We start from the raw sequence: 25,030 nt of genomic DNA on the forward strand, positions 1-25,030 counted from the left end.
ATTGAGTCCTTTTCAACAGCCTGTCATGCCTTGCCCAGCCAGCGCTGCAGACGCGAAGCCGGTGGCCGGCGAAACGCATCGAGCAGCTCGCTGCAGCCGATCTGCCGCTGGCTTTCCTCAAAGGCCAGCGCAGTGCGCAGGGCCTGCCAGCAGTGCAGCGGCACCTGCGCCGGGCGTTGCAGTTGCCTGTCCAGTTCCATGCTCCTGGCCTGCTTGGCGCTGAGGCGGCGGAACGGGTGTTGCCCGCTGGCCAGCTCGACCAGCACACAAGCCACCGCATAAACGTCGGCAGCGGCCGACAGCGATGCGCCTTCGAGCAGCTCCAGCGCGGCGTAGCGCGGTGTCCAGGCGGCAATACGGTTGCGACACAGGCGTGGCAGACCAGGCAGCAAGCCCTCCACAGGCTGGCCCAGACCATAATCGAACAGGCGCAGGCCGTCGTCGGCCAACATCACATTGCTGGGCTTCAGGTCACCGTGCAGCACACCCAGTTCGTGGGAATAGGCGAGGGCGTCGAGCAGGGGGATGGCGATATCGCGAAGTTCCTCCCAGGGCAGCCCCTCCGGGCGTTCGCACAGCAGCTGATCGAGGGTCAGGCCGCGCATCAGCTCCAGGGTGATGAAGGCGCGCTCGCAGGCAGTGTCCACTTCGAAGCCGAACAGGCGCACCACATGCCGGTGGTTGAGCCGCGAGGTGAGGGCGAACTCGCTGTAGAGCAGGGCGTTGGCGTCCGGGTACTCGGCGAAGTCGTCGCTCAGGGTCTTCAGCGCGACATAGGGCTCGGGGTCGCCGAACTGTTCGCGCAGCAGATCGCGCGCGCGATATACCGCGCCCATGCCCCCAACGCCGAGCAGGCGCTCGATCTTGTAGCGCCCACCAAGCACATCGGGCAGCTCGCCCGGCGCCTGGCGCGGCGTTTCGCGCACAGGTTCCTTGGCCGCGGTGGCGGCCAGAGCGAAGTAGGTGAGGTCGCTGGCTTCGGCGGTTTCGGTCATCGGCGGATCACCACGGCACTGAGGTTGTCACGGGCCGGGCCGTCGAGCACGCGCTGGAACAGGCGCTCCACGGCCAGGTGCGGCGAGGGCAGGTTGAGGCAGGCGCCCAGCTCGTCGGCGGAAACGCCCTGATAGAGGCCGTCGCTGCACAGCAGGAAGACATCGCCAGGCAGCACATCGAGTTCGAGGATGTCCAGTTGCAGGGTTTCGCTGGCGCCGATGGCACGGGTCAGGGCATGCGCCGCCGGGTGGCGCGCGGCCTCCTGCGGCGTCAGGCCCTGCTCGTCGATCAGTTGCTGCACCAGTGAATGGTCGCGACTGAGCTGATACAGCCGCGCGCCGCGCCACAGGTAGCAGCGGCTATCACCGGCCCAGACGCAGGCGGCGCGGTCCTCCTCGAGCAACAGGGCGACTACGGTGCTGCCGATCACCGTGTCCGGGCGGTCGGCGGTGACCGTCAGCTCCTGGCCGAGCCGATGGTTGAGCCGATGCAGGCACTGGCGCAGTTCAATCAGGCGCTGCTCCAGGCTGCCCTCCGGCAACTCGGCCAGATGCTCGACGATCAGGCGACTGGCCAGGGCGCCGTTCTGGTGCCCGCCCATGCCGTCGGCCACCACCCACAGGCCCTGCTCGGGCAGGGCCAGGAAGGCGTCCTCGTTGCGCGCGCGCACCTTGCCGGTATCAGTGCGTGCGGCACTGCGCCAGGCGCTGGCGACTGCGGTCATCAGAGCGTCGCCGGCAGCTTGAAGCTGCGCAGCAGGCCGATGTCGAACGGGTTCGGCGAGCGCTGACTGTGCAGCAGGTAGTTGGCGTGCAGACCACCGAGGTTGGCCTTGAGGATCAGCACGTCACGACCGCTGTGGTAGTCCACGTCCATCAGGTCGAGCAGGCGGAACAGCGACCAGGGGCCGGTGTTCTTCTCGATGCCGACGCGACGACCGCCAAGCTCTTCGACTACCAGGCTGGTGCGATCCTCCTCGCTCGCCGCTGGCCAGCGGAAAGACGTGGCAACGATCGGGCCGTGGCGGTATTCCAGCTGCTGCTTGCCGAGGCGGAAGTCGGCGCGGCTCAGGCTGGAGTCCAGCGAGTAGGGCTCAAGCTTGAACAGCACCTGCGGTTCAGCCGGGTTCTCGGCGAAGAAGCTGCGGCGGATCACCTGGGCGCGACTCATCTGCAGGAGGAACTCGCGCGACAGCGGCAGGCCGCGGCCATCGACGCGGCGCAGGCGGTATTCGTCGGCGCTGCCACTGACGAAGGGGCGCAGGTACTGGTCGAAGAAGCGCTCGGCGATGCCCTGGGCCTTGAAGAACTCGCGGAAATCCGCCACCGCCACGTCGCTTTCGCTGTGCGCGGTGAAGGGGTAACGCTGCTTCAGCGAGTTGTCGTAGGCGGCGTATAGCTCGCTCTGATAGCGCTGGTTGAGGAAGTGGTAGGCGTCATTGAGTACCAGCGTCCAGCTGTCCTCGGCCAACAGCGCCAGCCAGTTGCCAATGGGCTGTGGCAGGCGCGCGGCGGCAGTGCGTACCTGGTTGATCGCATCACGCTTGCCGCCCATGCGTGCCTTGGCCATCTCGAATGCAGCCTGGTCGCTGGCGCCGGCATTGGCCAGGCTGGCCAGCTGGCGTTGCAGCTCGTCCAGAGCCTGCAGGCTGGCCGCCAGGTCGACGCCGGCACCGCCGTTATCGTCGAGTAGCTTGTGCAAGCTCTCGAAGCGGCGTTCCAGCGTCTTGCGCGCCGTATCCGGGGTGTTCTTGGCCAGCGCCTGCTGCGCCTGTTCAGCGGCGGCACTGGCCAGCTTGGCGGCTTTGCCCAGCTTGCCCTTGGCGCCTTCCAGCGCTTCGGCGGCGGCACCGGCATCGTCGGCGGCCTCAGCCAGCCCCTTGAAACGGGTGTTGTCACGCACTTCCACCAGCAATTGCAGCAGCGGCGAGTTGGCAGCGGTCAGGCCGTTGAGCAGGGCAGCACCGCGACCGGCACTGCCGATCGGTTCCAGGCCAAGCTGAGCGATGGCCTCGCCCCAATAGTTGCCGTAATCGCGGAAGTACAGTTGCTCCAGCTCCACCATCAGGCGACCCAGGTCCCCTGCACTGAGGGTTTCGCCTTCGCCCAGCACCCAGTTGTCACGCAGGATCTCGCGCACCAGGTTGCCGCCCTGAGCGGTGAAGGTCTTGCTGTAGCCGTTCTGGGTGTAGAAGCCGGGAATGGCGTAGTCGCTGCCACTGATCAGCCCACCCTGCGGGCCAAGTTTCTGGCTCAGACGGTATTCCGGCAGATTGCGCGCCTGTTCCCGCAGCATGCGGTAGACAACGTTGGCCAGCGACTCGCTGCGCAGCACCTGGCGCGCCTGGGCAACCAGCTGGGCGTTGAGGGCATAGGGCGCGAACGGCTCGTCGAGCAGACGCGCGAAATGGGTATTGAGACCATGCTGCGCCGGGCTGTTGCCGGCGTAGCGCAGCGACCAGTCGGCGGCGACCCATTCCTTGAGGAAGTCGGCATCGCGACGTTCTTCCAGGTTGAGCATCAGGTAGGCACGCAGGCTACCGAGCAGACGCTCGCGGTCGCTGAGGTTGGCGCGGATCTGTGCTTCCAGCTGACGGGCCACGCGCGGCAGCAGCAGGTTTTCCAACTCGGCGCGATAGGTCGAATACACCGGAGGATTGACCGCCTCGCCCTGGAACAAGCCGGTACGCTCCAGGTAGGACACCTCGCCCTTGGGTGGAAACACCAGGGTCGCGGCGTAGCTGCTGTCCAGCGCCTTGAGGGTTTGCAGGGCATCGTCCTGCGCATTGATCGAACCATGCTCGCGGGTAAGCTTCTGGGCGATCTCGCGTAGCTCTTCCAAACGGCCGTGGTTGGCCGAGAAGCCGCTGGCCCAGAGCACACCGAACAGCGCCAGCACGGCGAAGGCGGTGGCGTACATGGCACGCTGGCCCCAGTCGATGCGACGCACCTCCTTCTGATCCAGGCCGGCCAATTCGGCCTCGGGGAAGATCACCCGGCTGAGCAGATGATTGATAAACCGTGCGCGACCGCTGCGGAAGGTCGGCAGCGCGCTGTCGGCCAGGCCGAGGTTGCGACCGATACCAGCCGTCAGCGGGTCGAGTTGTTCGTTCAACTGCGGTGCACTGGTCAGGTAAAAGCCGCGCAACTTGCTGGCCCGCTGGTAGCGGTTGCCGGCGAAGGCCAGTTCGATGAACAGGCACAGGCGCTCGCCGATCTGGCCGAGCTGGTGCGGGAAGTCGAGGATGCGGCCACGGCGCTGGGTGTCGCGCTCCTGGTGCATGCGCAGGATCACCTGGCTGTTGAGGCGGCGCAGCAGTTCTTCGAACTCCTGGCGTACGACGCCCACATCGCTGACGTTCTGCTCCTTGCGGAAGCTGGCGCCGAGCACCTGCTCGCTTTCTTCGCGTGACAGCTGGTCGAAGAACTCGTCGAAGCCCAGTACCTTGTCAGCCTTGCTCAGCACCAGATAGACCGGCACATCGGCGCCCAGGCGCTGGTGGATCTCATGCAGGCGCTGGCGGGTCTGACGGGCCAGGGTTTCCAGCTCCACTTCGCTACCGCCCTGCAGCTGCTCGACCGGAATGCTCACCAGCACACCATTGAGCGGGCGCGCACGGCGCTGGCGTAGCAGACCCAACAAGGTGCCCCAGGCGCGGCCGTCGACCTGCGCGTCAGGCTGGGTCAGGTAGCGCCCGGCGGTATCGATCAGCACCGCATGGTCGGCGAAGTACCAGTCCGCGTAGCGGGTGCCGGACACGTCCTTGGTCAGGCGCTGGCTTTCGCCACGGTTGAGCGGGAAGTCCAGGCCGGAGAAATCCAGCAGGCTGGTCTTGCCACTGCCCTGCGGGCCGAGCAGCAGGTACCAGGGCAGGTCGTTGCGCCACTTCTCGCTGCGCCCGCGGTACAGGCTGGAGCGCTTGAGGGTGCGTAGGGCGTCCTTGAAGCGGTGGCGCAGCTCGTTCTGCTCTTCGCTGATCTGCTCCTCGCGACGCAGGCGCTCCTGGGCGTCGGCGTCACTTTCCTCGGCCTTCTTGCGCGCGGTGGCGCGCCAGCTGGCGAAGACCATGGCCAGGCCCCAGATCAGGAAGATCAGACTGATGGTCAACAGACGGCTGGTGGCCGACTCCCAGAACTTGTAGTCACTGACGGCCAGCAGCGGGCCGACGAACCACACCAGCAGGGCGAGAATCAGAACCAGCAGCAGGCTCCAGACCCAGGTCTTGCGGAAAAAGGCGCCAAGTTTGGCGAAGAAGCTCTTCATTTCACGTCATCCATGCTGACACCCGAGGCCGGGTCGAGTTGCTGATACGGCTTGAGCACGGTGTCGCGCTGCTCGCCCAATACCCAGGCGAAGCCGCCATACATCATCACCAGGCACATCAGGGTGAACAGCGCCACCAGCCACCACGGCACGATGCGCACCAGGCGTCGGCGGGTGTCCTTGAGGCCCTGCCAGTGCGGCGAGACTTCACGCGGCACATCGCCGCGCAACTGGCGGATCTGTCGGTAGAGGCTGTCGCGCACCGCTTCCAGTTCGAGCATGCCGCGCTGCAGCACGCGGTACTTGCCCTCGAAACCGAGCGACAGGCACAGGTACATCAGTTCCAGCATCGGCAGGTGCTTGACCGGGTTGCGCGACAGGCGCTCGAGCAGCTGGAAGAACTTCTCGCCACCGAAGGTCTCGTTGTGGAACGAGGACAGCAGGCTCATCTGCGACCACTGGCTCTCGTTGCCCCAGGGCGTGGTCACCACCGCTTCGTCGACCACGGTGCACAGCACGTAGCGTGCGGCCATTACCTGGCTGCTCTCGGCGCCATCGTGCAGAGCACGGTGCTCGAACAGCTTGATCTCGCGGGTCAGGCGCTGGTTGAGCGCATCCATGTCCTCGCTTTCGAAGCTGTGTTTGAGCCGCACCACTTCCGAGAGCAGCGTGGAGGCTGCCGCCACCAGCGGGTTGAGGCTGATGTTGAAGCTCTCCGCCGGGCGCAGGCGCGCGGCGAAGATCATGCGTTCCTCAAGCTGCTCGAACTTCGGTGGCGCGCTGAAATCGGTCAGCGCGCTTTCGGCGCGGGCTTCGCCCTTGCGGTTGAGGATGACCGTCTTGTCATCCTGGCCGTATTCCATTTCCTTGGTTGTCATGGTCAGTTCCTGATCGCCCAGAATTTCAGCTCAAGCCCGGTGAACTCGCCGGACACGTGGAAGGCGAAGCCGCCGGAGCGTTCCAGCTGCGCCAGTTCCTCGGAGCTGAGCTCCAAGGCGAAGTAGGTCTTGCCCGAATGGAAGGGGATCTGCCGCGGTGCCACTGGCAGCGGTTTGACCTTGATCCCCGGCAGGTGCAGGTTGACCAGTTGGCGGATGCGCTCCACCGGGCCAACCTTGAGGTGCGCGGGCAGGCGCTGGCGCAACTCTTCGGAATCGCACTGGGCGCTGGCGGCGAGTACGAAGCTGGAGGTGCCGAGCAGCTTGTGGTCGTGCAGCGGCGACACCTGGATGCCGTACTGGCGCTGCTGCAGGAGCATCTCGATGGCGTGCTGCTCGAGCACCATCGACAACACCTGGCGGATGGCGTCCATCAGCTTGCGGAAACTCATGCCCTGGTCGCTGTGCAGATAGCGGCCTTCCAGGCGCGGACGTTTGGTCTCGCTGGAGAAGGTCGCCAGCTCGCCGAGCAGGCCGACCAGTTCGCGGTAGATCTGCTCCGGGTGTACCTGCTCGACGCCCAGGTGGTGGCGCAGGATCGGTTCGTAGCGGTTGATCAGCTGCAGCATCATGAAGTCACCAACCTCGGCGCCGCCCACCTTGCCGGTGGCGCGGATGCGCTCGGCGAGGATGTCGCCGCGGTGGGCGAGCATGCTGATCACTTCCTTGAGGCAGCTCAGCAGGTAGCCGGAGGCCTGGAAGTTGACATAGGTCGGGCTGAATTCCGGGTCGAGGCTGATCACCCCGTCCGGTGTGGTGTCCAGCACTTCGCACAGCTTCATCTTCACGTAGCCCTGGTCGCTCTGCTGCTCGCCGAGCAGCAGGCGGAAATCCGGGCGACCAGTGCTGACCTGGCTGACGCTGCTGTCACCGGCGTTGCAGTCGGCCACTTCCTCGTCGAAGGCGACGTAGCGCGCCAGCACGTCGCGCTGGTCCGGGCGACGGCTCTCGATGTGATTACCGGTGACCAGCGGCAACGCCAGGTAGACGGGAGTGTTGCCGGTGTTCGGCGGTACGTCCAGGCCCAGCGGCTCGCGCTCGGCACCGAGGTCGAACAGGCTGCCGTCAGGCAGCACGCCACTGGCCTTGCTCACCACCAGCTTGCCCATGTTGAGAAACTGGCGGTCGATCTCCAGTTCGAAGAAGCCCCAGGCGTAGCTGTCCAGTTTCTGCGTACGCACCTTGAGCTGGTGATCGAAGTAGCGATCGTTCTGCTGGAAATGCTGTGGTCGCAGCAGCATGCCTTCCTGCCAGACGACTTTATGCTGGCTCATCGGTTGCGCTCCTGCTCGTCATCCAGGTTGCGAATGCCGCGCTCGTCGAGCCGCAGGTTGGCCGCGTTGCGTTGCTGCTCGTCAATGGCAATGACGTAGCGCCAGCTGGCTTCCGGCAGGTCGCGATAGGCGGCGAGCACGCCGACATAGCGGCTGCCCTCCTGCACCGATACTTTCAGTTCGCGGGTTTCGCCCGGGCGCAGCTCCAGTTCTTCCTGGGTCACCAGGTCCGGCGCCAGCGCTTCTTTCGGACGCTGGTAGAGGGAGAAGAAATCGGCATTCTCGAAAGCCACCGGGTGCTTGAGCTCCATCAGGCGGATCACGATAGGCGAAGGACGACCGTTGAGGTCCGGGTTGAGCTGGTCGCTGCCGGCCAGGCTCAGGTCCAGCTTGGTCATGGTCGAGTAAGGCGACAGCGCGGCGCAGCCAGCGAGAGTCAGGAGTGCGGCGCATAGGGCCAGGAAAAGCAAGCGAGGCATGGTGTTCATCCTTGAAGGTCGGTATTGAGGGTGGCGATCAGGCGAACCTGCTCTTCGTAGGCACTGGCAAAATCACGGGCGAACAGACGATCGCTCCAGTCATCGTTCTGCGCCAGCGCCGCATGCAGGCGACGATAGGCACGCCAGCGGCCGCCATCGGTAGCCAACAGCGGTTTGCGCCCATTGCGCTCGAAACGCAGGGTCAGTTGCTCGGGCGTGAACTGTTCGAACATGCCCTTGACCGCTGCGCGGCTGGCTGCGAGCAGTGCCACCTGATGCGCCTGCAAGTCGCGGAAGCTGCGATTGATGGCCTGCTCGGCCGGCAGTTGGCCGGGCTTGCCGCCACGCAGCAGGGTGCTCAGGGTTTCGCTGGTGTCCAGGCCATGCTTGAGCGGGTTGTTGCCGGCGCTCTGCACGGTGGTCAGGGCCAGGCGCAGTTCATTCTTCAGCTCGCTGCGGGTACGCAAGGCCTGCTGCAGGCTGCCAACACTCTGCCGGAGCAGCTTGGCGGCGTTGAGCGCCAGCGCCTCGCGGGCATCGTCGTCGAGGTCGTCGAGGCGCACGCCGAGGGCATCGGCGAACTTCTCCCAGAAAGTCGGCGGCAGGCGCTCGGGCTCCGGAGCGACTTTCGGCTGCGGCGCGGGCGTCGGCATCACCAACTCGGGCACCAGCAGGTTTTCCTCGTCGATCTGCGCGTAATCGCGCTGCTGTGCCTGGGCGGTGCTGGGGCGCAGTACGGCGGTCAGATCGTCCACTTCGGCGTAGACGCGCTCCTGCTGCTCCAGGGCGGTGATCGGGTCGAGGTCGAGGAAGGCGTCATCGGGGATGATGCTCCCAGCGGCCTGCGGCAGACCGATATCACCCTCGAACATGGCCGGGTCACGCACCAGGCGCGCACGGATCTCGAAGTCGCCCAGGCAGTACACGCTGCCATGCTCGATGCGCTGCGGACTGCCCTTGGCCAGGCTGGCGCCACTGTCCTTGAGCTGGATACCGTTGCTGCTGGTGTCGGTCAGATAGAAGGCGCCATCGCGATAGCTCACTTCTGCATGCCGACTGGACAGGATGCGCTTGCGATCCGGGATCACCCAGTCGCACTCGTCGGCTCGACCGATCACGCCGCCGGCCTGCTTGAACGTCTTGGTGGTCAACAGACCTGGCACGAACTGCTGCGCGCTGACCACATCGAATACCAGTTCCATGGTGAACCTACTCCTTGCGGTCAGTGGCCGCGTTTCTCGGCTTGCGGGTCGCCCAGCGGGCGGTATTGGTCGTCGCTGAACTTGTAGTTGCCGGTGCAGCCGGCCAGGGCAATGGCCAGGGCGAGCAGGGCGGCGGTCCGATAGCAATGCAGCATGGAATGCGCTCCTTTAAGAGAGGTGAAAGTGAACATGTCAGGCCGTTCCAGCCATCTGCGTAGCAGCAGAACGTTTCAACACAGGAGGGCCGTAGCGATTACTCTGGCGTTGACCAGGCCAGAGCAGCAGCAATGGCCAGATCAGATTGATCAGCAGCACCCAGTAACCGCTCCGCCCAAGGTCATGCAGGCGACGAACGCCTGCAGTCAGCGTGGCAACCCACCAATAAATGAGTCCGACAACAACAAGAGCCGAGAGCACGTGCTGCATCCACAACGGAGAGTTCTGGTTGCTCAAGGCCACCACGAGGAAAAGTGGCCAGGCGCTCCATACATGGAGCAGCAGATATTTGACTCGCCCAATTCGTCCGCTGGAGATCATTGGCTCCAGCACGAATGACGCCACGCGGTTCCGTAGATTCTTCATTGCCTCTCTCATCACACTTCGCTCGGGCTGATCTTCAGCCGTTGCATGCGGTACAGCAGGGTGCGCCGGGGCAGACCCAGCTCGTTGGCGGCGTTGGTCTGGTTGCCGCGGTTCTTGCGCAGGCAGTCGAGCAGCAGGTTGCGCTCGAGCCGATCCATGCGCTCGCGCAGGCTCAGCGGTTCGCTGCCTTCGCTCTGGGTCTGTTCCAGATTGAAGTGCTCAGGCAGCAACTCGCCGCCTTCGCAGAGCAGTACGGCGCGCTCGACCACACCCTTGAGCTCACGCACGTTGCCGGGGAAGGCGTAGCCGGCCAGATGCTCCAGAGCGGCATCGCTCCAGCGGCAGGCGTCACGCTGCAGCAGGCCGCTGGCGGTGCTGGCGAAGTGACGCGCGAGCAACAGGATGTCTTCGTCACGCTCGCGCAGCGCCGGCAACTCGATGGGGAAATGCGATAGGCGGTAGAACAGGTCTTCGCGGAACCGTCCTTCCTCGACACGCTTGCGCAGCTCCTGGTGGGTGGCGGCGACGATGCGCACGTCGACCTTGTGCGTCTCGCTGCAGCCCAGCGGTCGCACTTCGCCTTCCTGCAGCACGCGCAATAGCTTGGCTTGCAGCGTCAGCGGCATATCGCCGATCTCGTCGAGGAACAGCGTGCCGCCGTCAGCGGCGTCGAACAGGCCGGGCTTGTCACGGTCGGCGCCGGTAAAGGCGCCCTTGCGATAGCCGAACAGTTCGCTCTCCAGCAGGTTCTCCGGCAGCGCCGCACAGTTCTGCACGATGAACGCCTTGCTGCGCCGCGCGCCGCAATCGTGGATGGCGCGGGCAACCAGTTCCTTGCCGGTACCCGTCTCGCCAGTGAGCATCACACTGACCGGGCTGTGCAGCACCTTGCCAATCAGCTGGTAGACACGGCGCATGGCCTGGCTCTGACCGAGCAAACCGTAGCCGCTGGCACAGGGCGTGCCTGGAACAGACGAGACGCTTGCAGCACTGGCGGTACCCTCGACAGCCGGTGCACGTAAACGCTGCAACAGCTGCAGCTGAGCCAAGGCGAAACTGCCAAGCTGGGCGAAAGAGGCGGCAAAGCCCTGCAGGATTCGCCGCTCATGGCTAGCCACCAGCAGCAGACCACGAGTACAACCAACACCGTCATGCAGCGGCAGGCACAGCAGGCTGCGCCAGGCACGGCTGCCTTCCGGCAGACAGGCGATGTTGTGCAGGCCACTGTCGAGTTCGTCGATACACAGCACCTGGTTCTGGCACAGGCAGTACTGCAGCAGCTGTTCGCCGTCATAGTCACTCGGCAGGCTGGCTGACTCGCGCGGTTGCAGCAGGCCGTCGAGCCACTCGGCAGAGAGGGTCAGGCGGGTGTTGGTATGGTCCAGCAGATACAGCTGGCCCAGTGCACAGTCGGCAAGTTCGGCCGTGGCACGCACCAGGTTGGCGAGCAGGCGCTCACTGCTGGCAGCGCCGGCCAGTTCGGCATAGCGGCCAAGCAGGGCTTCGGCGTAGCGAAGCGGTTGCGGAACTTCGGCGAACATCGGCGGCACCTCAGGCGAACTCGCAGGTCACGGCCGCATCGCCATCCAGCGTGGCGTGCACACGTTGCAGGCTTTCGCCAGCGGCCATGGCATCGAGCAGGCGGTCGACCACCAGCGGCTGCAGGTGCTGGTCGATCAGGTGATCGATCAGGCGCGCGCCGCTGTCGCCATGGGTGCAGCGCTCGGCCAGGTGCTCGACCAGGCCGTCGCAGTGACTGAAGGCGAGCTGACGACGGGCCAGGCGCTCGCCGAAACGGGCCAACTTGAGGCCGACCAGCTGGCGCAGCAGGCCGCTGTCCATCGGGTAGTAAGGCACCACGCGCATACGGCCGAGCAGGGCCGGCTTGAAGTGCTGGCTCAGCTGCGGGCGGATGGCCAGCTCCAGGTCCTCGGCGGCCGGACGCTCGCCGCCGGCGCAGAGGTTGGCGATGCGCTCACTGGCCAGGTTGCTGGTCATCAGGATCAGGGTGTTGCGGAAGTTGATCTCGCGCCCTTCACCGTCGTTGGCCACGCCCTTGTCGAAGATCTGGTAGAAAACGTTCATCACGTCCGGATCGGCCTTTTCCACCTCGTCGAGGAGGATCACCGAATAAGGCTTCTGCCGCACCGCTTCGGTGAGCATGCCGCCTTCGCCATAACCGACGTAGCCGGGCGGCGCGCCGATCAGCCGCGAGACGGTATGCTTTTCCTGGAACTCGGACATGTTGATCACGGTGAGGAAGCGCTCACCGCCGTACAGCAGGTCGGCCAGGGCCAGGGCTGTCTCGGTCTTGCCGACGCCGCTGGGGCCGACCAGGAGGAACACGCCCACTGGTGCATCGGGCTTGTTGAGGCCGGCGGCGGTGGCGCGCATGGCCTTGTCCAGCGCCTGGATCGCCTGCTCCTGACCACGCACGCGCTGGCGCAGGTCGTCGGCGAAGGTGATGACCTTGGTGTTGTGCTCACGCGCCAGTTGGCTCAGCGGCACGCCGGTCCAGTGGCTGATCACTTCGGCCACCAGGCGCGGGCAGACCTCGAAGCTGACCAGACGCTCGCTGGCCTGGGCGGCAGCCAGCTCGGCCTGGATGGCGCGCAGTTCGGCTTCCAGCTCTTCCAGGCTCGGGCGTGGTTCGTCGCTGGCGTCCTCGTCGTTACCCAGACGCGCCGCGGCACATTGCTTGCGCTGTTCCAGCAGGCGTTCGGCCAGTTCACGCTGCACGGCCCAGCGGGTTTCCACCTGTTCCAGCTCGGCGCGGGCGGCGACCAGACGGTTTTCCAGCGTATCCAACGCTTCGTGATCGATATTCAGACCGGCGTCCAGGTCACGGCGCATGGCCTCACCCTGGCGCTCGCCCTCGGCAATCTCGCCGCGCAGACGCTCCAGCGCCTCGGGCGCAGCAGCCAGGCTGATGCGCACACGGGCGCAGGCGGTGTCGAGCACATCCACGGCTTTGTCCGGTAGCTGACGGCCGGCCAGGTAGCGCGCCGACAGTTCGGCAGCGGCAACCACGGCGTCATCGCGCAAGTAAATACCGTGGCTCTTCTCGTACACCGGCGCCAGGCCACGCAGGATGGTCACCGCCTCGTCGACAGTAGGCTCGTGCAGTTGCACCGGCTGGAAGCGGCGGGCCAGAGCCGGATCCTTCTCGAAGTACTTCTTGTATTCGCTCCAGGTGGTGGCGGCGATGGTACGCAGCTCGCCACGGGCCAGGGCCGGCTTGAGCAGGTTGGCGGCGTCGCCACTGCCGGCCTGGCCACCGGCGCCGATCAGGGTGTGGGCTTCGTCGATGAACAGGATGATCGGCTTGGGCGAGGCCTTCACTTCGTCAATCACGCCCTGCAGGCGGCGTTCGAACTCGCCCTTGACGCTGGCGCCAGCCTGCAGCAGACCGAGGTCCAGGCACAGTAGCTCGACGCCCTTGAGCACCTGCGGCACCTCGCCAGTGGCGATGCGCAGGGCCAGGCCTTCGACGATGGCGGTTTTGCCGACGCCGGCCTCGCCGACCACGATGGGGTTGTTCTTGCGGCGACGGGCAAGGATGTCGACCATCTGGCGGATCGCGCCATCGCGGCACAGCACCGGGTCGAGCTTGCCGTCACGGGCCTGCTGGGTGAAGTTGTGGGTGAAGCGCGCCAGGTTCGATTCGCCACCGGCCGCCGGCTTGCCGCCCGCAGTCTGCGGCTGCTGGCTGAGGGCGAAGTCGCGCAGGCGCTCGGCGTTGAGCTTGCCCAGCAGCGCCTGATAACGGCTGCCGGCATAGCGCATGGGGTTGCGCAGCAGGGCGAGGATAAGCGCGGCCTGGTCGATCTGGCTGGCTCCCAGCTCCAGGTTGGCCACCAGCAGCGCGTCCTGCAGCCACTGCACCAGTTCTGCAGAGAACACCGGGTTGCGCGATTCGCTGTGTTCGCCACGTGGCTGCAGCGCCTGGGCCAGCTCGCCAGCATCGATCTCGGCATCCTGCAGGGCACGCGCCAGCAGGCTCTCCGGGCGCTCGAGCAGGCCCAGCAGCAGGTCTTCGACGAGGATCTTGTTGCCGCCGCGTACCACGCAGCGTTCGGCGGCCATCTCCAGGTCGCGCTTGCTCGCGGCGTCCAGGGCTTGAACCAGTTGTTGCAGGTCGACGTTGATCATTTCATCTGTCCTTAATGAATCTTGCTACCGAGCGTCACCAGGCCATCGGCGTTCTCACGCCCGAGCCAGGTGGTCCAGCCCAGCAGGCAGGGGTTTCCTTCGCCAATGCGCAGGTCGCGGATTTCGTCCTGGCGCAGCTCCAGGCGGATGTCGTAGTCCAGCGGGTCGCGCAGGGTAAAACGCACCAGCGCGCAAAGCGGCTGATAGCCCGTACCGATCGGCAGGAACTCGTGAAAGCGCGTCCAGCCCAGCTGGCGCACGTGGATACGAAACTTGCCGCCACGGTCGCGCACGCGCTCGCCGAGCACCGTGTCCTCTCCGAGGCGACTGTTGGCGAGACCGAGGCGGTTACGCTGCTCTTCCAGCACCACCACCTGGCGCTCCAGGCACTGCTCGATGAACAACTCGGCGTGCTTGAAGTAGTAACGCAGCACCGACTCGATCAGCGCCGCCGAGTGAGCACGCAGACTGAGCAAGCCGAGATAGGGCAGCAAGCGCTTCCAGTTCAGCTCCTGGGCCTGGCGAATCTGCTCGCTGCCCAGGCCGATCAGGGCGAACAGGTGCGCTGAGAAAGCGTCCATCGCCCCGCTCTGGAAGCAGGCGCGGTAGCGGTACTTCTGCCAGATTGGCAGCAACAGGCGCTGCAGGCGGTTGTTGAACAGGTCGAGGAAGTCGCGGGTCGGGTTGCCGTCCTCGCTGTCGCCCAGAGCCTGCTCGCTATAGAAGGCCGGCAATGGTGAACCGCCGCCGAACAGGCCGACCAGGTTGACGCGCATGCGCGCGCGCAGCTCGCCGTGCTCCTCGAAGAACTGCACGCGATCGATATCGCTGCCAGGGAAACCCAGGCTCGGATTGGCCTGGAACTCCAGGTATTCGTAAAGGCGCTCCTCATCCAGATGCGGATGAGCAGCACCCAAGCGTTCCAGCACCAGCTGTACGGCCTGGAACAGGCTGTACTCGCGGATGCCTTTGCTCAATCGAGTTAGAGCAGGGGCTGCTGCCCCATACGTGGCGTCCATTTGTACAACTCTCCCTGTGTGCTCTGTACGTGCAGCTCGTGGTAGCTGTTGAGGCTGGCGTAGAGGGCGAAAAACTCATTGAGTACCGAGGCGAACAGAAACAGGTCGCCCTCACCCAGATACCCTTCCGGATTCATGGTCAGTTCAGTGCGTACACCGCGTACCGGCAGGCCGCGGTGCAGGCGGTCGACGTGGCGATGGCCAATATTCTTGAGGCCCCCGAGCAGGCGCTTGCTGACGCGCTCGGCGTGCTGGTCGTAGTAACGCGGTAGGTCGTAGGTTTCGAGGATCACCTTGAGCGCCTCGACGTTGGCCAGCGACAGGTAGTTCAGCGACATGTTGGAAATCAGCTTCCACAGGAAGTCGCGATGCAGCGGCGGCGCATAACTGGGTGTAACGGCGCTGATATTGCGGAAGCTGAGGAAGTCCGGGGTGTCCTCGCTGGGCAGGCAGATATCGCCCAGGCGCAGCTGACGCGGCAGGTTCTGGTTGGTGCAGGTCAGCTCGATGGACAGCGTCTCGTGCTGGTCGAGGTTGCGCAGTCCGAAGCTGAGCCAGGTTTCCAGGCCGTCGCCGAGCATCGAGGGTTGCTGGCGCACGCTGTAGTGCGGGCGCGCCACCGGTACGTCGAAGCTGGGGTCATGTTCGAACGACTCGAACGGCACGTACTCCTCGTAGCCCATGCCGCCCGGCTTCCAGCCGGTGACGCGGTCCACCGAAAACACACCGCAATGCTGTGAATCGAACTCGGCCGGCAGCAGCAGGTATTGATCCTGCTTGCCATCGAGGCGGATCGGAATGGCGTCGTGCTGGAACAGGTTGACCACCGGCGTGCAGTACAGGCGCACGTTTTCCAGGGTCGGACGGATACGCTGCACGCCCGCCTTGTGGATATCGAAACGTAGCTCCAGGCCGCGCGCCTGCTTGAGCAGATCCTCGGGCAAGCTGTGAATGGCATCCAGGCCGAGCAGGTCGACGAAGAGGAACTTCTCCTGGAAGGCGAAGTACTCCTGCAGATAGCGGTAGCCGCGGAAGGTATTCAGTGGGTAGGGGATCAACGCCTCGTCTTCGGCGAAGCCCACCGGCTGCACCTTCTCGGGCTTGAGCTGCAGCGTGCCCAGGGTCTGGCCAAAGGCATCCTGCATCGGTTTGCCAGCAGCATCGAGCAGCACCAGCTGGATGCCGCCTAGGTTGCGCAGCAGCGCCAGGTAGAGCATCTGGCCGATATAACGCTCCCCCGCCAGGTGCAGACGCAGCTTGTTCAGGCCGATCTCGCCGATATGGCCGTCGGCGCTCATGCCCAGGCGCAGGCTGAGCAGTGCACCGTCGCCCTTGACCGAGTAATCCAGGCCGTTCAACGCCAGCGGCAGCACTTCAGTGGGGAAGCAGGTGCGGAAGCGGCAGGTGACGCCCTCGATGGCCTTGGCCTCCACCGGCGTGCCACGACCAACCGGCAGCGCCGGACCGGGACGGGTTAACGGGTCGAACTGCAGCATGCTGAAAGCCGGCAACGGACGCATGTAGTTCGGCCACAGCAGGTGCATCAGCGAGTGGGTCAGCTCCGGCAGTTCGTCGTCGAGCTTCTGCCGCAGGCGCCCGGACAGGAAGGCGAAGCCTTCGAGCAGGCGCTCGACGTCCGGATCACGCCCAGCCTGCCCAAGGAACGGCGCCAGCGCCGGGCTGCGCTCGGCGAAGCGCTTGCCCAGTTGGCGTAGGGCAGTTAGTTCGCTTTGGTAGTAGTGGTTGAAAGACATTAGTTGGCCTTCTCCATGGCCGATTCGATGCAATGCCAGAGGTCATCTGGCGCCTCTTCTTCGAGGGCGGCGAGATGCTCCGACTGCAGGGTCAGATGCGGCAGCACCAGCGGTTCTGACGAACACCCATGGATGCTGATCCAGCCGCAACGGCGCGTGCGATAACGGGGTGCACTGACCGAAAGCCTGGTCCAACAGCGTGGCGCATCGGCCAGCAGGGCAATCAGGCGATAGTCGCGTTGCTCGGCAAAGGCGAAACGGCCTTCGGCGTCACTGACCGTTTCATCGCCCCAGAATTCGTCGCTGCCGATATCCAGCTCAATTCTGGCGCCCACCACGGGCTGCCCCGTTTCGGCAGACAGCACACGCCCCTCGATGGCAGGGTTTCGGGTCACCGAGTGTGGATAGGGGACGCAGGCACCGAGAGTCGAGAGCGCCACAAGCACGAGGGATGCACCCATCTTCCTCTGCATTGCAAGTTCGCTGTGGTAGTGATTGAAAGACATCTATCTATCCCTGATCAGTCGGAGCCATTGGCTTGTCCAGCCAAATACTCGGCCCATTCATCGCTTGCCTTATGGGCACTCAGATAATCCGCTCGAGTTTCGGCAGAGGCGCGCTCCCAAAAGGGATTCCAAATCCAGTCCCACCAGTATTCGAGGCTGCCCTGCTTGTTCATGATCGCCTCGATGGGCTGCATGTCGGGAAATGCAAACCAAGGTGGTGGTGGCGCCTTGAAGGAAGCATCCAGCTTCTCGAGAAAGGTCTTCGAGTTGGTGATCAACTCGATGATTAGGCCGTTGAACTCTTGGCGTACGGCAAGCTTCAGACCGCCGCCGTCACCGCTCGTGCATATGCTCTCTTGATCCTGCTTTATCGTTACTTGATCGAACACCGCCCCAACCAGTTCACGAAAGCCTTCGAACTCGCTGCCGGCAATCATCAAGATTGTGTGGTAAGCAAATAAGCCCTGCTGCCCAAGGAAAGTTTTTCGGGGATAGAATGCAAAATCCTCTTTACCGCCGACAAATACATCGCGCTCAACTTTTTTGCCGAACAATTCGGCAGCCCCTGTCATATTTAAGCTTGATCTCGGCGCCATATGCATAACCTCATGCCCAGCATTGGCCGCTTTAAAGAACATATGATAAACAACGAAAGTCACAGCAACACATACATAACCCGCTATGATTATGTAAGGTGAGAAAGCGACCCATAGCACAGCCATCGCGAAGCCAGATGCATCACCCATTGCGACATGAAACAATCCGTACACTATCCATGGAATCCCATAGAACGGAATAAACATAACCGGCGCCCACCAAACAAGGCGAACTATGAGAGGCTCTGGCTTTCCCTTGATATACCAAGAAGCCCACATTGCAAAAATCAGATAGGCCAAGGTTCCAAACCAAAGACCATAAGCCACGAACATGTTCTCAACGTTTTCCATGCCACGGCTCAAGATCTCTAGAAAAGGCAACGATAAAAAGAGAGCCGCTGGAATCCATATGGCCACCTGAAAAAAACGGTAGGTTGACTTATTCACTGGGCTACGCTCGGCTTATCTGGCATGGGCTCCTGCCATGGCCACATCCAACGTTCAGCGCTCGGATCAAGGCTAAGGAAAAAATCATTCCACTCAGCGATTGGATGGAATTCGAGTTTTTCCTTGTTCTGTTGTTTACGCTTTAATTCGTTCGCAATGAGACCATTGAAATTGCCATTATCATCCAGGCCAAGCCGTATGGCTGAGGCAATCATTGGGTATTTCTTGTCGCCCCACAGGGAGAACAATGCTGCTCCCTTGCGAACATGGACGCCCAAAAATATTGGGGTACCCGCAGCATCAACAATGAATGCCTCACAATTTGGAAATCCATCACCTGTCACATAGGTAACGACATCCATATGTTTGGCAATGCGATCAATCGTGATAATAAACTTGTAAGTAACATCCAGGCTAGGAACAAAAGTTACACCTAAGTTTCTCTTCAATTCTGCCGAGGGGAAAAATGCATGATTCTCACCAGCATATCCTCCATCGATATGCAGTGTCGTCACTGCCCCGGCCTCCTTCTTCATCGCTGGCCAAGCACCGCCTTTCGGTTTTAGAGCACCGTCGTAGCGAGTATGATCACCACCTATTTTTCCAGAGTCGTTTGACTCTGTTTCCATTTCAATTGTTTCTCCGGAAAGCGTATCTATTTTGAAGCGATGCCATATCCGTGAGGTAACTTCAGCTCCGACACCACCTGAAATCCCACTTGCGCCCAGGGAAAAGCCTCGGGCATCGCCTTCAAAATTCAACCCGCTCCAGCCAAAAGTCCTGCCGGGATGGAAAGAGCGTACGTTGAACTCGTAAAGGGCAAGTTTCGTTAGACTCAGGGTGACAACCTGCCCTGTACGCTGACTAGATGGCGTAGAGCTCGTACGTTTAATAATGTTGTCAGCCATGAGCGACACCTTCTGACTGCAATAGCGAAAGACTCAGCTTTTCTGCTTGTTTACCGGTGCTGATCAGTTTTGTGCGACCCGCTTCATCGGTGATGCCTTCATATACATCTCCACTACCGGTTTCGATACGGTAGCGATAATTGGAAGCAGGAATTCCCTCCTCGTCTTTGAGGACGAAGAACTCATCGAAATAACCTGGCATCGGGAGCAACGGAGCGAGCTCGGCGGGCGTATGGGCGCTACCAACAATCACCGTCCCCGACCCACTCACCACCACATTCCCATGGCTCCCCACACTCCCCACCACCGCCGCCGGCTTGCCGTTGATCAGTACGGTAGGAATCACCGCGCCAGCCATGGCGCCGCCGCAGGCGGAAGGGTCGCCTTGGCGGGCGGCCGGCAGGCTGTCGAACAGCACGTCGGGCGAGCCGGCAGCGATCGGGTTGGTGCCGTGACCGGGAATCGGGCAGGCGGTGGGATCGCTCAGGCGGGCGGCGGGTTTACCGGACATGTGAGGCTCCTGGGTTGACGTTGACCTGACCGCTGCCATCCAGGCTCGCGGAGAAACTGACCTGACGCTTGATGCCGTCCATTTCCAGCATGGCGTCGATGGCGAAGGCCTGACGCAAAGGGTCATGAGTGCGCGGCAGGGAAATCACGCGCACCTGGGTCAGACGGGGTTCGTACGCTTCGATAAAGCGTTCGATGGCGATACGCGCCTGCTGCAGCGAGTCGTGCAGCGATAAGCGCATATCGTTCAAATCGGGCAACCCGTAGTCGGGCAGCGTCTGCACGCTGCCCGCACGGGTGCTGAGCATCTTGGCCAGATGGGCAGCCACCGAGGCCATGGCGGCGACCTCGCGGCTCCAGCCGGCGCGTTGGCCAGCCTCACCACCGAGGCGCTCGAACAGGCTGCCGTAGGCCATGCGTGCTTACTCCTTGTCCAGCTTGCCGACCAGCGACAAGGTGAAGTCGGCACCCATGTACTTGAAGTGCGGGCGCACGTTCAGGCTGACGCGGTACCAGCCCGGCTCGCCTTCGACATCGCTGACGATGACCTGGGCGGCACGCAGCGGACGACGGCTACGCACTTCAGAGCTCGGGTTCTCCTGGTCGGCAACGTACTGGCGAATCCACTTGTTCAGTTCCAGCTCGAGGTCGGTACGCTCTTTCCAGGCACCGATCTGCTCGCGCTGCAGCACTTTCAGGTAGTGAGCCAGGCGGTTGACGATGAACATGTACGGCAGCTGGGTGCCCAGCTTGTAGTTCAGTTCGGCGTTCTTGCCTTCTTCGCTGATGCCGAAGAACTTCGGCTTCTGCGCCGAGTTGGCGGAGAAGAACGCGGCGTTGTCGCTGCCCTTGCGCATGGTCAGGGCGATGAAACCTTCCTCGGCCAGCTCGTATTCGCGGCGGTCGGACACCAGCACTTCGGTCGGGATCTTGGTCTCAATCTCGCCCATGCTCTCGAAGTGGTGCAGCGGCAGGTCTTCCACCGCGCCACCGCTCTGCGGGCCGATGATGTTCGGGCACCAGCGGAACTTGGCGAAGCTGTCGGTCAGACGGCTGGCGAAGGCGTAGGCGGTGTTGCCCCACAGATAGTGCTCGTGACTGTTGGCCACGTTTTCCTTGTAGACGAAGGTCTTCACCGGGTTGTCTTCCGGGTCGTACGGGTTGCGCAGCAGGAAGCGCGGTACGGTCAGGCCGACGTAACGGGCATCTTCCTGCTCACGGAAGCTCTGCCACTTGGTGAATTGCGGGCCTTCGAAGTGGTCTTTCAGATCCTTCAGATCCGGTAGGCCGGTGAAGGTCTCCAGGCCGAAGAATTTTGGGCCGGCGGCGGCGATGAACGGTGCGTGGGACATGCAGGCCACCGAGGCGACGTACTGCAGGGTCTTGACGTCCGGAGCGCTCGGATCGAAGAAGTAGTTGGCGATCAGGGCGCCGACCGGCTGGCCACCGAACTGGCCGTACTCGGCGGTGTAGATGTGCTTGTACAGGCCGGACTGCACGATTTCCGGGCTGTCTTCGAAGTCATCGAGCAGGTCCTGCTTGGAGGCGTTGAGGATCTCCAGCTTGATGTTCTCGCGGAAGTTGGTGCGATCCACCAGCAGCTTGAGGCCGCGCCAGGAGGATTCCAGGGCCTGGAACTGCTCATGGTGGAGGATTTCGTCCATCTGCCGGCTGAGCTTGGCGTCGATCTCCGCGATCATGCGGTCGACCATAGCCTTCTTCACCGGCTCGTTTTCGTTCTGCGGCTTGAGCAGCTCTTCGATGAAGGCCGACACGCCACGCTTGGCGATGTCGTAGGCTTCGTCGTCCGGAGTCAGCTTGGTTTCCGCGATGATGCGGTCGAGGATGCCGAGGTCAGCAGCGCTACGGCCGCCTTCTACTGCTGCGCTAGTCGTGCTCATGAATATGCGTCCTTGTCAGTGAAAATCAGGAATCGAGCTTGTCTTGTGCGGCCAGACCCAGCTCGCCGAGCACGCGGTCGCGCGAGTCGTCGTCGGAGAGCACGCTCTCGATGGCCTTGCGGAAAGCCGGAGCGTTGCCCAGTGGGCCTTTCAGGGCAACCAGGGCGTCGCGCAGTTCCATCAGTTTCTTCAGCTCCGGCACCTGGTCGACCAGGTTGGCCGGGTTGAAGTCCTTCATGGAGTTGATCTTCAACTGCACGGCCAGCTCGTCGTCAGTCTGCTCGTCCTGCAGGCGGTTCGGCACGGCGAAGGTGAGGTTCAGCTCCTGCTTGGCCAGCACTTCGTCGAAGCTGTTCTTGTCGATGCTGATGGGCTTGCGGTCTTCGATCTTGCGATCGTCGGCACGCTGAGTGAAATCGCCGAGCACCATGAGTTTCAGGGGCAGTTCGATTTCTTCCTGAGCGCCGCCGGTGGCGGGTTTGAAGGTGACGTTGATGCGTTCCTTGGGGGCTACCGAGCCTTCTTTGGCCATGGGTGTTCTCCTTTGCGTTGATGGCCCGGAGGCCTTGATTGGGCGTGTTGGCGCCTTACTCCAGCACCACCTCGAGGTCGAGGTGGCACAACCTGCGATAGATCTCGTCCTTGCTGTCGCGCACCGCATGGTTCTGCGGCAGGAGCTCGCAGCAGTTGTGCAGCAGACGCAGCACATCCAGAGCGAGATCGGGTTCCCACTCGCCAAGGCCGGAGGCCTGCAGCGTCTGGTCGAGCGATTCGAGTTGAGTCTTGGCCAGGTCGTACTTCTTCGCGGCGAAGCACAGGCGGGCCAGGGTCAGTTGCCAGAAGAAGCGTTCCCGACCGCCACGGGCGCGCGACATGCCTTCTTTGAGCTGCTGCACGGCGGTTTTCAGGCCGTCCTTGCGCAGGCCGGGGAGCACCTGCTGCAGCGCTTCTTCCCAGACCGGCGTGGCGCCCTGTTCACTGGCGGCAGGCTTCTTCTCAACGTCCGGAGCCTGCAGGTGCGGCAGCACGTGGGCACCGATCCACACGCGGGTTTCGGCGTCGGCGAAAGGCACACCGTCGTGAAAGCGCAGCTCGTCCAGGCCGGGAACACGTTGCAGGAACAGGGCGAGCTGGATTTCCACTTCGCGCATGGCCTGCTCGGCATTGAGCTCCTGCAGGCACTCCCAGACCAGGCGCTGGCCGTCGAGCCAGAACGGCGCACGGGCGATGCTGGCTTCGAGGTCGGCGAGCAAATCGGCATAGGCGCCCTGGGCGAAGCGCTCCTTGTAGGAGGCCAGCTTGTCGGCCGGTAGGCCGCGCAGGGCAGTGATGTGTTCGGCGTTGCGCTCGGGCAGCGACTCGATGGGCAGCCACAGCAGGGTGCGCGACAGGCGCAACGGCTTGAGATCGGTGGCCTTGTTCTTCAACCACCAGGCGCACAACGGACGGGCCGCGTCCTGCTGAGTACGCAGGGCCTTGTGCGCGTCCTTGTCGTTCTCGATGGGGCCGGTGCCGGTAATGATCTGGGTGGCGACCTGCTTGACCTGGGCGATGGCCGCGCCCACGGCACCCGGCTCAGCCTGGCCCTGGCTGGCGCGCTTGATCTGCTCGTCGAGGCGACGGCACAGCGGCAGCAGCAGCGGCGATTCTTCGCCGAGATGGCTCGACAGGCTGGCTTCCAGACCATGCAGGTGCTCGGCCAAGCGACGGAACAGCGGCAATTGCTCGCTGATCGGCACATGCTCGGCCAGCGCCTGCTCCAGCCGCGGTAGCAACCAGTTGAGGGCAGCGGCACGGGTTCGCGACTTACGCGGATGCAGTTCGTGCCAGTGGTGCTCGCAGAGGTAGTGCAGAAGGTTCAGACCGGCCTGCAGGCCGGCGAAGGATTCGCGCTGGAACAGCCCCCAGGTCAGCCAGGTGGCAGCGCGTAAATCCTTGGATTGCGTAGTGAGCAGGTTCTCGCTGCCGTCGCGCACCTTCTGCCAGTCGATAGCACCGGTTTCATGCAGGGACGATGCCTTGCCCAGCTCGGTTTCCAGCATTTCGTATTCGCTGGAATAGCGGACATCCTCACCGGCAAAGTTCCCCTCATTAATAGGAGATCTAGCCAAATTAAGATAATGCGCGGTCAGCTTGCTGGAGTACGTCATTCCATGACTCAACTATTAAAGTGGGCAACTTCCGCGAAATCTCATATCGCCGCTATGGCTTAGAAAAAACATCGCAGTGCGCAACTTTTTGCGCAGTTGTTTGTGCAACAAATTGCGCAAGATCCTTATAGGTCGGGCATCCTAGCCCCATGACCGGAGGTGAGCAACCGCCCAAAGTGTGAAACACCTAACATTCGTCGACATCTTTCAAATTATTACCGGAACGCTAGTGCCGACTATTTGTCCCGCACTTAGGACAAGTTGTTATCGATGTTTTGCGTTTCAGATAAGCCCTTGGATAGTTGTAAGAAATTACTTACTAGCAAATTAGTGGCGCATCACACTTACTGGCGCATTGATATTATTTTTTGTGATGCCAGCCACTGTCCAGAGAGCTGGCTTTATGCCAGGACAGCCAGCCAGCTCAGTGCCTGTCAGTTCAGCAGCGGCTCGCTGGACAGGCGCAACTCCAGCCGATGCCGCTCGTCGGCTTTCAGCTGCACGATGTCTTCCAGCACGTTGGCCGTCTCGATGCAAAGCATGTTCTGCCAGGCCTCGTCGGGGAACTGCGACAGGCGCTTGGCCTTGTCGACCCAGGGATTCCACAGCACAGCCGAGCGTGAACCACGAGCATCCAGATGGATGCGCCGACCCCAGCCCGGATCGACGATGCTCAGTCGCGCGGCGGTGTCGAAGTAGATGCGATCGGTCTCCGCATCGAACAGCAGCGCTTCCTGCTGACGCAGCTCCTGCCAGTCCTGCAAGGTGTCGATATAACGGCAGCCCTGCAGCCCCTCGACGCTGATTTGGCGCACGTCGCTGACGGCGAAGTAGCTGTGCAGCGCCTGGCTCAGGGTCAGCGGCTCCGTACCGCGATTATGGGTTTCCAGGCTCATGCCGAGATCGTCTGCCAGGCGCACGACGAAGGTCAGGCCGACATCCCTGGGCCAGCCCTCCAGCGGCTGAGCGCGTGTGTCGTAGGCAAACCGCAGGGTGACGGCGTCGTCCTCCTCGTCGATGCCCAGCAACTCCCAGTCCAATGCACGCACCAGGCCATGGGCCGACGCCTGCTCGAGGTGATAGTGCGCCTGCACGGCCTGCGGATTGCGGCGTAGATCTCCGAACCAGGGCCAGCACACCGGCACACCACCGCGCACGCTTTGGCCACGCTGATAGGCCGCATCCGGGCTTAGCCAGATCAGCGGCGGCTGCTCACCCTGCTGGTAACTGAGAATCTGCGCGCCCTGCTGGGCTACCAGCAATTCGCTGCCGGCAGCACGAATGCGCCAGCAGACCAGTTGATCCAGTTCCACGCGTTCGACTTGGGCGGTGCTCATGACGACCTCTCGTTGA

22 protein-coding genes are annotated in these 25,030 nt (G+C 63.0%); all 22 read right to left on the reverse strand.

Annotated elements, in window-relative coordinates:
* Window positions 1–23 precede the first annotated feature (23 nt).
* Complete coding sequence (locus tag CDO35_RS12005; protein WP_099524965.1) at window positions 24–995, reverse strand: serine/threonine-protein kinase; 972 nt, start codon at window positions 993–995, stop codon at window positions 24–26.
* Window positions 992–1,720: a PP2C family protein-serine/threonine phosphatase gene (locus CDO35_RS12010; protein WP_099524966.1), complete on the reverse strand. Its 729-nt coding sequence runs from the start codon at window positions 1,718–1,720 to the stop codon at window positions 992–994. The genes CDO35_RS12005 and CDO35_RS12010 overlap by 4 nt, the downstream gene beginning before the upstream one ends.
* A complete protein-coding gene (gene tssM, locus CDO35_RS12015; protein WP_099524967.1) occupies window positions 1,720–5,259 on the reverse strand; it encodes a type VI secretion system membrane subunit TssM in 3,540 nt (1,179 codons plus the stop codon). The genes CDO35_RS12010 and tssM overlap by 1 nt, the downstream gene beginning before the upstream one ends.
* The gene (gene icmH / locus CDO35_RS12020) at window positions 5,256–6,137 is read right to left on the reverse strand and encodes a type IVB secretion system protein IcmH/DotU (RefSeq protein ID WP_099524968.1); all 882 of its coding nucleotides are present in this window, start codon (window positions 6,135–6,137) and stop codon (window positions 5,256–5,258) included. Before icmH ends, tssM begins: the two co-directional genes overlap by 4 nt.
* Before the next feature lie 2 nt (window positions 6,138–6,139).
* Window positions 6,140–7,471 carry a type VI secretion system baseplate subunit TssK gene (gene tssK / locus CDO35_RS12025; protein WP_021487504.1) on the reverse strand — a complete coding sequence of 444 codons (1,332 nt, stop codon included), beginning with the start codon at window positions 7,469–7,471 and terminating at the stop codon, window positions 6,140–6,142.
* Window positions 7,468–7,950: a type VI secretion system lipoprotein TssJ gene (gene tssJ / locus CDO35_RS12030; RefSeq protein WP_099524969.1), complete on the reverse strand. Its 483-nt coding sequence runs from the start codon at window positions 7,948–7,950 to the stop codon at window positions 7,468–7,470. The genes tssK and tssJ overlap by 4 nt, the downstream gene beginning before the upstream one ends.
* A gap of 5 nt (window positions 7,951–7,955) precedes the next feature.
* Window positions 7,956–9,152 carry a type VI secretion system-associated FHA domain protein TagH gene (gene tagH / locus CDO35_RS12035; protein WP_099524970.1) on the reverse strand — a complete coding sequence of 399 codons (1,197 nt, stop codon included), beginning with the start codon at window positions 9,150–9,152 and terminating at the stop codon, window positions 7,956–7,958.
* A gap of 20 nt (window positions 9,153–9,172) precedes the next feature.
* The gene (locus CDO35_RS12040; RefSeq protein WP_099524971.1) at window positions 9,173–9,307 is read right to left on the reverse strand and encodes a type VI secretion protein; all 135 of its coding nucleotides are present in this window, start codon (window positions 9,305–9,307) and stop codon (window positions 9,173–9,175) included.
* Between the two features lie 37 nt (window positions 9,308–9,344).
* Window positions 9,345–9,734 carry a DUF805 domain-containing protein gene (locus tag CDO35_RS12045; protein WP_075744710.1) on the reverse strand — a complete coding sequence of 130 codons (390 nt, stop codon included), beginning with the start codon at window positions 9,732–9,734 and terminating at the stop codon, window positions 9,345–9,347.
* A gap of 11 nt (window positions 9,735–9,745) precedes the next feature.
* Window positions 9,746–11,275, reverse strand: coding sequence for a sigma-54-dependent Fis family transcriptional regulator (locus CDO35_RS12050; protein ID WP_099524972.1), 1,530 nt, complete (start codon window positions 11,273–11,275; stop codon window positions 9,746–9,748).
* Window positions 11,276–11,285: 10 nt separating this feature from the next.
* Entirely contained in the window at window positions 11,286–13,886 is a 2,601-nt protein-coding gene (gene tssH / locus CDO35_RS12055; protein WP_099524973.1) for a type VI secretion system ATPase TssH, read from the reverse strand.
* Between the two features lie 11 nt (window positions 13,887–13,897).
* Entirely contained in the window at window positions 13,898–14,905 is a 1,008-nt protein-coding gene (gene tssG / locus CDO35_RS12060) for a type VI secretion system baseplate subunit TssG (protein ID WP_099524974.1), read from the reverse strand.
* Window positions 14,869–16,659, reverse strand: a complete 1,791-nt coding sequence (tssF, locus tag CDO35_RS12065; protein ID WP_099524975.1) for a type VI secretion system baseplate subunit TssF — start codon at window positions 16,657–16,659, stop codon at window positions 14,869–14,871. Before tssF ends, tssG begins: the two co-directional genes overlap by 37 nt.
* Window positions 16,659–17,120: a carboxypeptidase-like regulatory domain-containing protein gene (locus CDO35_RS12070; RefSeq protein ID WP_143507326.1), complete on the reverse strand. Its 462-nt coding sequence runs from the start codon at window positions 17,118–17,120 to the stop codon at window positions 16,659–16,661. Before CDO35_RS12070 ends, tssF begins: the two co-directional genes overlap by 1 nt.
* 59 nt (window positions 17,121–17,179) lie before the next feature.
* Window positions 17,180–18,208 carry a hypothetical protein gene (locus tag CDO35_RS12075; protein ID WP_099524977.1) on the reverse strand — a complete coding sequence of 343 codons (1,029 nt, stop codon included), beginning with the start codon at window positions 18,206–18,208 and terminating at the stop codon, window positions 17,180–17,182.
* Window positions 18,205–19,116, reverse strand: coding sequence for a hypothetical protein (locus CDO35_RS22805; RefSeq protein WP_143507328.1), 912 nt, complete (start codon window positions 19,114–19,116; stop codon window positions 18,205–18,207). Before CDO35_RS22805 ends, CDO35_RS12075 begins: the two co-directional genes overlap by 4 nt.
* Window positions 19,109–19,627, reverse strand: a complete 519-nt coding sequence (locus CDO35_RS12085) for a PAAR domain-containing protein (RefSeq protein WP_099524979.1) — start codon at window positions 19,625–19,627, stop codon at window positions 19,109–19,111. The genes CDO35_RS22805 and CDO35_RS12085 overlap by 8 nt, the downstream gene beginning before the upstream one ends.
* Complete coding sequence (gene tssE / locus CDO35_RS12090) at window positions 19,617–20,042, reverse strand: type VI secretion system baseplate subunit TssE (protein WP_099524980.1); 426 nt, start codon at window positions 20,040–20,042, stop codon at window positions 19,617–19,619. The genes CDO35_RS12085 and tssE overlap by 11 nt, the downstream gene beginning before the upstream one ends.
* Before the next feature lie 6 nt (window positions 20,043–20,048).
* The gene (gene tssC / locus CDO35_RS12095; protein ID WP_017676348.1) at window positions 20,049–21,527 is read right to left on the reverse strand and encodes a type VI secretion system contractile sheath large subunit; all 1,479 of its coding nucleotides are present in this window, start codon (window positions 21,525–21,527) and stop codon (window positions 20,049–20,051) included.
* A gap of 25 nt (window positions 21,528–21,552) precedes the next feature.
* Window positions 21,553–22,059 (reverse strand): type VI secretion system contractile sheath small subunit, encoded by a 507-nt coding sequence (gene tssB / locus CDO35_RS12100; RefSeq protein ID WP_099524981.1) that lies wholly within the window; start codon window positions 22,057–22,059, stop codon window positions 21,553–21,555.
* Between the two features lie 55 nt (window positions 22,060–22,114).
* The gene (tssA, locus tag CDO35_RS12105) at window positions 22,115–23,677 is read right to left on the reverse strand and encodes a type VI secretion system protein TssA (protein WP_099524982.1); all 1,563 of its coding nucleotides are present in this window, start codon (window positions 23,675–23,677) and stop codon (window positions 22,115–22,117) included.
* 434 nt (window positions 23,678–24,111) lie between these two features.
* Window positions 24,112–25,014, reverse strand: a complete 903-nt coding sequence (locus CDO35_RS12110) for a D-hexose-6-phosphate mutarotase (protein ID WP_099524983.1) — start codon at window positions 25,012–25,014, stop codon at window positions 24,112–24,114.
* Window positions 25,015–25,030: the final 16 nt, after the last annotated feature.

It is taken from the genome of Pseudomonas sediminis (assembly GCF_002741105.1).
Classification (GTDB): Bacteria; Pseudomonadota; Gammaproteobacteria; order Pseudomonadales; family Pseudomonadaceae; genus Aquipseudomonas; species Aquipseudomonas sediminis.